Genomic DNA, 9636 nt, shown 5'->3' with positions numbered 1-9636 from the left:
GGTACTCCGTTCGTATCGGGGTGGGTGGATCAGGGAGGGTCAAGCGGCCGTTTGGAGGCTGGTCTTCAGCCGCTGCACGGCGCGGCTGCGTCGGCGCTGCCATGCGGCGGGGGTGGTGTTGGCGAGAGAAGCGGCCCGGGCGTCCGGGACGGGAGTGGTGGTGTAGTGCCAGGCGATCGCCCGCCCGTCGTCGGGTGAGAGGGTGCCGGCCTCCATCGCGTCCAGGACGAGCTCAAGGAGCTCCAGACGCGCACGGCTCACTTCCGCTTCGTCACGGGTGAGTTCCGGTTCGAGTCCTGCGGCCGCCGCGGCGGTGCTGACCCAACTCGCGCGGGCACAGACAGCAGGCCCGGGTGCGGAGTCGGCGAGATCCTCGGCGACGTCCAGGGATTCTCCGAGTTCCTCACACTCGAGGGCGATCTCACGGCACACCCGGTTCAGAGCGTCGAGTGCGATGTTCGCGGCCGGCCGGCCGGACCGGTGGTGGATGCGGCCAGAGCACGCCACCTCGAAGAGAGCGACGACCGTCACGTGGCCGATGTGCTCGAAGGACCGGCCGCCGAAGGGGCGGACCTGACCGCGAGCCATACGAACCGCGGCCGGGATCATCGCCTGCACGATGATGCGAGCAGCGAGCGTGGCCGATCGGTCATGACCGGCGGCGCGCACGAGGAGGGCCCGCAGCACGGCATCGGCCAGCTCATCCGGCAGGTGCGCAGTACGCGGCTTGAGGATCGCGAGCAGCTGCGCGGGACCCAGAGTGCGCACCCAGGAATCGGTCACGGCAGCGACGTCATCGGCCAGGTTGTCGGCCATGAGCCAATCGGCCACGGCGTTCTGGACGGAGGTGTCCGCGCACAGAGTCGCCCAGTCAGCGTCCAGGCGGTCGAAGATCCCGCCAGCGGTCGGGGCGGAGTACAGGTTGAGCACGGCACAGCTCCTCTCGGATCTCGTGCCGTGAACTCTCCTCACCCGGGCTTGCCCGAAAGCTTGCCCATTTCCCGAACGGCGCAGGTCACAGGCAGAAAGTGCCGGATTCGCCGGTTGGGCAAGCCCTCTCAGGGGGTGGGCAAGCCCCCTCATGACCGGGCCGTGCAACAGTGGGCAAGCCCCCTCGGGGGGCGGGCAAGCCCTTCTTCATCACGTGCCGGATGACCGATCGACACGGCACAGCAGCGGCTACTCGGCCATGGCCGATCCCGCGTCTTCGGTCATGGCCGATGACCGGTGAACACGGATCGGCCACCGCCCCGGTCCGCGGAATCGGTCACGAGCCTGTCGGTCACGGCCCGCGGAAACCGGTCACGGCCCCATCGGTCACGGCCCGCCGAATCGGTCACGGCCAAGTCGGCCAGCGGCACCGACGGATCCGATCGGCCACGCGGCGGTGCCGGAACATGACGGTGGCCCGACGACCGCAGTCGGTCATCGGGCCACAGGAGACGGATCGGTCATCGATCAGCGACGGACCGGAGATGGGCGCGACCGTGCTGCCGCAACTGCTCCTCCCGGTACTTCTTCGCCGCTCCGAGAGCACGCTGGCCGGTACGCGGAGAGACATCGAGACGGCGCGCGACCTCAGCGCCCGAGAGCTTCCTGTTGCTCTCCTCCGCTTCGGCCAGCCACCCGGCGACCATCCGGATCCGCTGCTCCTCTGCATCCAGTTCCGGCTCCTGGTGCTCCGGCTCCGCCGCCCGCGCGGTCGCCTCCCCCGTGTCGGTCACCGCAGCCACCCAGGGAGCAGCCGACTCTGTATCCGGCTGGGACGGAGCCGATCGTTGGAACGAACCACCGATCGACAACTGCTGGGGCACTCCCCCGCCATCCCTCTGGTCCGGGACCGCGGATCCGGTCGGCGCCAGCACCGGCTCCCGCGTGGAGGGCTCAGCCTGCGCCGGCCGCCCCGGTGCGTCGGGCTCGAGCTCAGGGTCAGCGTGAGGCTCAGCCGGAACGTCGGCGGTGGGCAAACCAGAATCCGTCTCGAATTCCGCGGGCTGGTCGGGCCGCGGCTCGAACCACGGCGATGGTGCGGGGAGGTCGTCGGGGAGGTAGACCTCCGGGAACGCCTCCTGGAAGGCGCCACGCAGTTCCTCCAGGTGTGGCCCGATCCGCTGCTCTGGGATGACATCGCCGGTCTGCGGGTCGACAACCCCGTGGAAATCTCTGAGGTACAAGGAGAACTGGCGGTCTGTCGGGACTGTGTCGTACGCGGCGACGTACTGGCGGAACTCGGAGGAGTAGTCGAAGTCGAACCCAACTGGCTCGAACGCCGCTCCCCCGGTCGGCGGTTCATCCGCCGGCGGCGCCGCCTGGCGGTTCTGCTCGATGGATGGTGCGGGCTCCAGGGCCCGCTCTGTCAGGGCGGCGTGTGCCAGTTCCGCAGGGTCGAAGCCCAGGTGCCCTGCCGGCGCTCCGGGTTCACCGATGCCGGCGGCCGCCAGCCCGGAGGGGGCCATCTCCGCGAGCGGAACCCCGTACCTCGCCAGCCGCAGCGGCATCAGCGACTCGATCGGCGCCTTGCGCCGCCACGCGCGCCCGAACCGGGCCTGGAGCCGGGCCTGGTAGATCAGCCGGTCCTGTTCGAGCTTGATGACCTCGTCGTACCTGCGCAGCTCCCACAGCTTCATCCGGCGCCACAGCAGAAAGGTGGGGACCGGTGCGAGCAGCCAGCGGGTGAGGCGCACGCCCTCCATGTGCTTGTCGGCCGTGATGTCGGCGATCCGGCCCACCGCGTGGCGCGCCGCCTCGACGCAGACCACGAACAGCACCGGGATCACCGCGTGCATCCCGGTCCCCAGCGGGTCGGGCCAGGCCGCGGCGCCGTTGAACGCGATCGTCGCGGCCGTCAGCAGCCACGCGGTCTGGCGCAGCAGCAGGAACGGGATACGGATCCAGGTCAGCAGCAGATCCAGTGCGAGCAGCACACAGATCCCCGCGTCGATACCGATGGGGAAGACCGTCGAGAAGGAGCCGAAGCCCTTCTCCTGGGCGAGTTCGCGCACGGCCGCGTAGGAACCCACGAAACCGATCCCGGCGATGATCACCGCGCCCGCGACCACGAGCGCGATGAGTATCCGGTGTGTACGGCTGAGTTGAATCCTGGTCCCCGCGGCCACCTGCTGGAGCCTTTCCCTGTGCTGGCGTGATGATGAACGGGTTTCACACTCTCACGGTGTGATCGGTCCGCTCACGCCTTCACGTACTTGAGATCACCAGCTGGGAGTGCCAACGGCCGCCGGCATGGACGGGTAGGTGATGACCCGCCTCAGCCAACGGCCGTGAAGCGATACTTGCCTCGCCGAAGCCATCAGCCCAGACCTCGTCGGCGGCGCGAGGACGGAGGACGAAGCCTGCCCTCTGGCCTCGGAGGCCGTAACCGATTCCGTGGAGCTTTGCCGAGTGGTTGAGGCGAGCCCGAGTCACGAACGTTCCAGGCTGCCGGGCTGGCACCGTGGCCCCGGCCCCCATAAACGTCGACGGGCTCCGATCCCCCCAGAGAGATCGGAGCCCGTGCTCGTGTGGCTATCGGGTCTGGAGTGCGCCGCGGTCGATGAGGCTCTGAATGTAGGGCGGCCAGTCCCGCTCCAGGCTCGTGGTGATAGCGGCGTGAACGTCAGCACGTACCTGCGGGGTGACATGTTCGACGTCGCCGCCCGCGTAATACAGGCGCACCCCATCGCGGCTGGCGTCACACAGGATCGCGTGGGCCTTCTGGACGAGCGCCATGTAGAGCTGCGGGACCGGAGCCTTAACGAGTTCATCGATGACGGCTTCGTAGTCGGCTCCGAAATCCGCCCAGTCCTTGCCCTGCTTGTCGAGCCAGAGGGTGACGTCGGAGAAGAAGACAGCTTTGCCCGGCCCGTCGTTCGGATCGCGGGCCAGGCCGGTCGCGAGATCGAGCGCGATGCCGGCGCCTTTGCTGACGAGGTGGCGGGGGATCATCTCCGGGGCGACAGCCACCGCGCACTCACCCCAGCCATCTTGGGTCTGCTCCGGCCAGGGCAGCCCCACTACGAGCCAGCCGTCCGGTGCCAGCAGCTTGTTGCTCACCGTGCTCTCCCCCTCAGTTGTGGATGGTCCGCATCTGATCCTTCCGCCCTGGACCGGTAGCAGGCAAGACGCCCTCAGGACACCCGCCCGCGTGCCGGCTACCGGCGCGGCCGAACAGGCCAGTTCTTCTTCACCTCCGCTTCGGCCACCTCCCGGGCCGGCATTCTCCGCCAAGCGGCGCGCGGCCTTCTCCGCCCTCACCTGTTCATGCTGTGCGTCCAGCCGCGGCCAGCACAGTTCGTCTCCCTCACGCCATCGGGACGACCGGCTCGACTGCCAGCGCTCATCGGTGAACTCCTCCCCGCAGCGGGCACACACCGGCCGCTGCGTCTCCCGCGCCGCGGCCCCACGCTCTTACTGCCGTCGGCGGGCATCCCTCAACTGCACCGCGCACAGGCGGTCGCCGCACGAAGGGCGACGCTGTGACGTGCTCGCGAAGCCGACGCCCGGCAGGACCGGAGGCAGCGGTGCGCCGACCGCAAGGGCTCCCGCATCGACCAGCGTTACAACCGGCGCAAAGGAACTTCTGGACGACAGCCCCGGGTATGCCCTGGCTACGGACATCTCCGGCCCCTGGAACACAGCGCGACCTGAGCCAGCCAAGTCACAGCCCTGGGCGTGATGCAGATCACCAGCAGGGGCTCAAGAAATATTGACGCCAGCCGGTCTGCCCAAGACCGATAGGTGAAGACACCTCATTAGGCAAGGAAGGCAGCAGGTTGACCATCTCTCACAGCAACCCCACACCCAGGACCCTAAATAAGGCACCGCATACAACGCAGCACGATCCGTCTGTTTGGGGCGGTCCTAGCTTCCACGGGATACACATCACCGCACTCCTCACCAACGAGGGGCACAAGAGGCCAAAGGCCATAGCAGGCACGGAATCCGGCGTTGCCCTGGTCGATGTATCCGTCAGCAAGCGGCTGCACGACACGGAGAAGTACGACGTGACTTACCGTATCCCCGGTCTTCCGTCGGAGATGGCTCCTGACCTCTCCGCGGCACTGAGCGTTCAGGAAGCTTTGCTCACCCGGGAGCTGGCCAAAGAGGTGCAAGAGCGGTGCGTGGACAGACTTGCGGCCAACAACCTGCTCGTCCCCCGCAGCGACCGGTGGCGTGAGGCGATCTCGACTGCCCTGCTCGGCGGCTGGAGTGCACCGTTATGGTCCGAGGGCAGGCTGTCCTCGACCGCTGTAGCGGCGCTGAAAGCGGAGGCCCACATGCTGCACCGGCAGCTGGTACCAGTGTGGCGGCGCAAGACTCGGCATGGCCGGGTCCTGTCCCTCGACGTCGCCCTCGGAAACGGACTGTCGCTGTATGACCTGGTCGCGGCCGACGTCGACCTGCTGCAGCGCGTGGCGGGCAGGGTGTTCGAGGACGAGCGCCTCAATGCTGTCCTGCGCGGCCTGACCTCGGCTGAACAGCAGGTGGTGTTCGCGTACGCGGAGGGTGAGGGCACTACCTGGGTGGAGGCTGCGGCATGTGCTGGCGCCACGGACCCGGAAGCCTTCGGCAAGCGGGTGCGATGCAAGGCTCGGCGTCTGGCCGCCGAGCAGCGCCGTCGTCGCGAACTGCGTTCTCCCGGAACGAACCCCATGGCGTAAGCCTGCCCACACAGCAGAGGCGCCTCCGTACCGGTCCTGCGTGGCGGAGGCGCCCCCACAGAGTCCAGCCGCCGAGGAGGAGTTGCACCGCTAACCCCTTATCGGGGCAGGGACTGTCATTCAGGCCCTGGCCCGAAAACCTGCAGGTCGTGGCATTGAATTTCGGATTTGCCTGTGCGCAATCTGGGATTGCCGCTGGGGCTTGCGCCGCTAACCCCCCGCTCCCCCATTCTTCGGGCTGTCAGATCCGTTGCCCGCGGCGCATGGGCTGGGACTGCTGCACGCTCCGCCCCGCGCGCGCATTTGGCGCGTCCGCCTCCGAGCCCGAAGGACCACCGTTATGAGCGCCCGCCCCGCTGCACGCCGCCTCATCATCTGGGCTGCCCCGCCCGTCGGCCTTGGGGCCATTGCCCTGGCCGACAAGACATATGCGGGTACGCCCGGTTGGGTTGCTGCCCTCATCGCTGCGGCCAGTGTCGTCAGCGGTGTCCTGCCGGCACTTCTGCCTCAGGAATCCGAGCACCGCCGTGACGTATGGCGAGACTGGCTCCACCACCGGGAACGCATGGCGCGACTTCGTATCGCCACTACTGAAACACACCCTCACGCTGCGGCCTTGGGAAATGATCACCACGGATCCAGGTGACCGGGAAGGCACGCCCCGACGACTGGGCCTCCATCGGACTTCATACGAAAGGTCTCTGGTCCCCGGATATGCTCCCCGGCTCTGGAGTCCAGACGTGGTGTGACGACCGCTCAGGAGAGTTACAGGGCGGAAGGCGCGCCCCGGCAATACAAAAGGCCGCATACGCCGATGTGACGGCCTGCCAAACACCCCAAGGCCCGATCACACCGGGGGCCCAGAGTTCGGCCGCCTAAGGTGCCATTCTGGAGGCCACCTTTAGCTACGCTCCGTCACCTTTGCGCGCTACATGCGATTTCGTCCGTCAGACCGCTTGGAGCCAAGGGCGGTCATCGACAGGGTCCTGCATCCTGAATGCAGCTGGATGCAGGACACGTCCGAACTCAGTGGAGTCACACCTTTGCTGCTTGCATCGAGGCTGCGTTGTTTTCGCGCTGCTGGATGAGTTCCTGGATGAGGAGCTCGCGCTGATGCTCGGACAGTCTGGCGGCCCCCCAACGGATCTGCGCACTGAACTGACTCTCACTCAGTTTCGCCAGCATGATCTCACCGACCGCCTCCTCGTCGCCCCAGGGCATTTTGATCTGCGGCTTAGCCGGGGGCGCGATGCTGGCAGACGGCTTCGTCGTCGTGCGCGGGTCAGGGATCGTCTCTTTCCGCGGCGCCACTTCTTCGGCGTCGGGTTGCTTTTCGCCGCGCGGGCGTCCGTCGGCTAGCGCATTCCCCCGCTTGTCAGCTTCGGTTCCGACAGGCTCATCCTGAGGCTGCTTTCGCCGGGCCGCTCGGCGTGCCTCCTTCTCACTGTCTTCCTCGGCCTTCTTCGCTTTCAGCCGTCGCAGGTGCTCTTCCTGTTCATCGGCCTTCTTGTTGCCCACGCGGCGCAGCAGGTCGGCTGGCTCCTCGCCGCTCTGCAGTTTGGCCTTGAGATCGTCGTTCAGGCCGAGCAGGGCGAGCCTTTGGGAGACCCAGCCCTGTGATCGGTGGAGCCGTGCGGCGAGGGCTTCCTGCGTGCCGTGGACCTTGAGGAGTTGCTGGAGGGCGTTTGCCTCGTCGAGGTGGTCCAGGTCGTTGCGGTGGATGTTGGCGACCAGGGCCGATTCGAGGATCTCATCGGGGTTGCTGCCCAGCTCGTCGTCCAGCATGACCTTGACGGTCTTGTTTCCCGCCTCGCGTGCGGCGGCCAAGCGGGAGTTGCCGTCGATGACGACGTACTTCGTTCCCTCTTCGAGTGCATCCTCGGCCTGGTCGGGGTTCGCTTTGAGATAGGCGAACCTGCCCATGATACTGATCGCGGTCTTCTGCCCGTGATCGCGAATACTGCCGGCGAGGTCGGTGAGGTCGCCCAGCGATGTGCGGGGGTTGAGCGGGTTGAGGCTGATCAGCCCCACTTCAAGCTCAACGGGGGGCGGCGTGCCCTCGGTCGGTGCGTTAGTCGCCGCATTCACAGCGGCTCGACGGGAGCTGATGGGACGCGTCCGCTGGAAGGAGGAACCGGACCCCAACGATGCTGCCTTGCTCATGAGATCTCCCGGGCGAGGGCGCGCATTCCGACGGACTGGTCACAGCGGGGGGCATAGGCCAGCAGCGGGCGCTTCACGCGGACCGCCTCCTTCTGTTCCTTGAGGTCGGCGATGACACCGACCACTCGCGGATCCTTTATGTCCATCCAGTTCTCGAGGGAGGACGTAGCGATGTATCCGCGGCGGGCGTCGTAGTGGTTGACCACAATGCCGAGGTAGTCGAGCTCGAGCTGCATGTCGTCACGAAGGTCCTCGATCTGGGTCGTCAGCAGATCGTAGGCATCGGCGGAGCTGTCCTCGGCCTGAACGACAACCAGAGCACCGGAGTTGCCCGTTGCTTCCTCGGGCCGGCGCCGGCCGTAGTAGACGGCGGCGTCCATGCTGAGCCCCAGGCTGGGAGGGCAGTCCACGATCAGTACGTCGTAGTCGGCCTCGACCACGGCCATCGCACGCTCAAGGGCAGCTTCGCGGGCACGGACACCGGAGAGCTTCACGTCCAGGAGAAACGCGTCCGTGCAGGCGGGCAGGAGGTGCAGGCGGTCGCCGAAGCGTTCCTCCTCAATCGCGACGATGAGGTCGCGGATGTCGCCCTTGCCCTCCCCTGCCATGTACTTGGTCAGACTGTCATCCTCGATCGGCAGCGGCTGCTGGCCGAGCTGCTTGGTGAGGTGACCCTGCGGATCGAAGTCGACGAGAAGAACCCGCAGCCCGAGCCCGGGCAGGTCCTCATAGTTCAGAGCCGAGTCGGCCTCCGCACTGTCGGGGGCGGTCCCATCAGCACCTGCGAGGACGGCCGCGAAATGCTTCGAGATCCGGACCGGATACAGCTGGTTGGGGTCCTCCGCAAGAGCCTCCCCGGTCCCTGCTGTGATGGCCGTCTTGCCTACTCCGCCTTTCTGGTTGCAGACGATGATTCGGCGCGGGATCACTGGCCGCTGAACCGTCGGAGCGGGATTCCTCTCCAGCCACAGCGCCACAGACTGGGACAGCCCCTGAATGAGTGACACTCCGCGGGCTGCGCAGTGAGCGCGGAACTTCTCCCACTGCCCCTCGGGGAGCCAGGTGGAGAACGACCTGGCTCCAGCCGTATCAACAGGGGCCAGGTTCGAACCCAGTCCCTGCCAGGCTGCGATGCCCGCCTCAACAGCGTGCTGAATGTCGACGCGGTGCTGCGCAGTGCGGATCTTCAGATCCTGCTGCAGCCCGCCTGGGAGTTTCGAGACGACCTTCTCGCGGTCGTTCGGGGAGGGCGAAGTCATGAAGACACCTTACTAACACCAAAGATCGATTCAAGCATCACCACGTTAGATGTTGGTCATCAGTCACCTTGGTGACGAACCATCGCCTCCACTCCCCCACCCACCGGTTCACCGACCGCCACACCCCGCCTGCCCATCTGGCCCGCCCAATGACCAGTTGCCCGCAAGGGGCCTCCGACGGCGAGCCAGTCCCCACCAGGCCCCCGGGCTACCCGTAACGGATCTGCTCCACCCGCAAAAGCCAAGTGCTCAAGCACCCCACGGTCGAACAACAACCCCTACCAACCGAGCTGCTCCTCTATTACGACGTAATAGTCGACGAGCTACAGATTCACCTCCTTCCATCCTTCAGCCCCCACAGCCCGATCTCGCTACCAGATACACCGGCTCACCGTCCTGGAGGCAGCCCCCCAGACGAGGTACAGCACCTGTCCATTCGCACAAAGCGGGGCGTCGAGATCCAGGAGCGCCGTATCACGCGCCCTTCCCTGATGTGAGGTGGACCGCCTACAGAGCCCGGCCCTGGAGGCCCCAGGTCTCCGGCCTACGCGAACTAC

General features: G+C 66.8%; 6 protein-coding genes. 1 reads left to right on the top strand and 5 read right to left on the bottom strand.

Going from position 1 to position 9636, the window contains the following annotated elements; all coding sequences use genetic code 11:
- Nucleotides 1–39 precede the first annotated feature (39 nt).
- The 3 genes from OHB13_RS38425 to OHB13_RS38415 all read right to left on the bottom strand — a co-directional run bounded on the left by OHB13_RS38425 (nt 40) and on the right by OHB13_RS38415 (nt 4050).
- Nucleotides 40–930, bottom strand: coding sequence for a hypothetical protein (locus OHB13_RS38425; protein WP_328380728.1), 891 nt, complete (start codon nt 928–930; stop codon nt 40–42).
- Nucleotides 931–1451: 521 nt separating this feature from the next.
- Nucleotides 1452–3116, bottom strand: a complete 1665-nt coding sequence (locus tag OHB13_RS38420) for a DUF2637 domain-containing protein (protein ID WP_328380726.1) — start codon at nt 3114–3116, stop codon at nt 1452–1454.
- A gap of 406 nt (nt 3117–3522) precedes the next feature.
- Nucleotides 3523–4050: a hypothetical protein gene (locus OHB13_RS38415; protein WP_328380724.1), complete on the bottom strand. Its 528-nt coding sequence runs from the start codon at nt 4048–4050 to the stop codon at nt 3523–3525.
- Between the two features lie 950 nt (nt 4051–5000).
- Here OHB13_RS38415 and OHB13_RS38410 point away from each other — a divergent pair.
- Nucleotides 5001–5657, top strand: a complete 657-nt coding sequence (locus OHB13_RS38410) for a hypothetical protein (protein WP_328380722.1) — start codon at nt 5001–5003, stop codon at nt 5655–5657.
- Nucleotides 5658–6692: 1035 nt separating this feature from the next.
- Here the strand turns inward: OHB13_RS38410 and OHB13_RS38405 are convergent.
- Both OHB13_RS38405 and OHB13_RS38400 read right to left on the bottom strand, forming a co-directional pair.
- The gene (locus OHB13_RS38405; protein WP_328380720.1) at nt 6693–7820 is read right to left on the bottom strand and encodes a ParB/RepB/Spo0J family partition protein; all 1128 of its coding nucleotides are present in this window, start codon (nt 7818–7820) and stop codon (nt 6693–6695) included.
- Nucleotides 7817–9079 (bottom strand): ParA family protein, encoded by a 1263-nt coding sequence (locus OHB13_RS38400; RefSeq protein WP_328380718.1) that lies wholly within the window; start codon nt 9077–9079, stop codon nt 7817–7819. The genes OHB13_RS38405 and OHB13_RS38400 overlap by 4 nt, the downstream gene beginning before the upstream one ends.
- Between the last annotated feature and the right edge of the window lie 557 nt (nt 9080–9636).

It is taken from the genome of Streptomyces sp. NBC_00440, from assembly GCF_036014215.1.
Classification (GTDB): domain Bacteria; phylum Actinomycetota; class Actinomycetes; order Streptomycetales; family Streptomycetaceae; genus Streptomyces.
The sequence above is the reverse complement of the archived record's forward strand: the minus strand, read 5'-3'. Positions and strand labels throughout refer to the sequence as shown.

Excerpts from the sequence above, each read along its gene's own strand:
- OHB13_RS38405 (WP_328380720.1), bottom strand. The coding sequence starts at position 7,820 with ATGAGCAAGGCAGCATCGTTGGGGTCCGGTTCCTCCTTCCAGCGGACG.
- OHB13_RS38400 (WP_328380718.1), bottom strand. The coding sequence starts at position 9,079 with ATGACTTCGCCCTCCCCGAACGACCGCGAGAAGGTCGTCTCGAAACTC.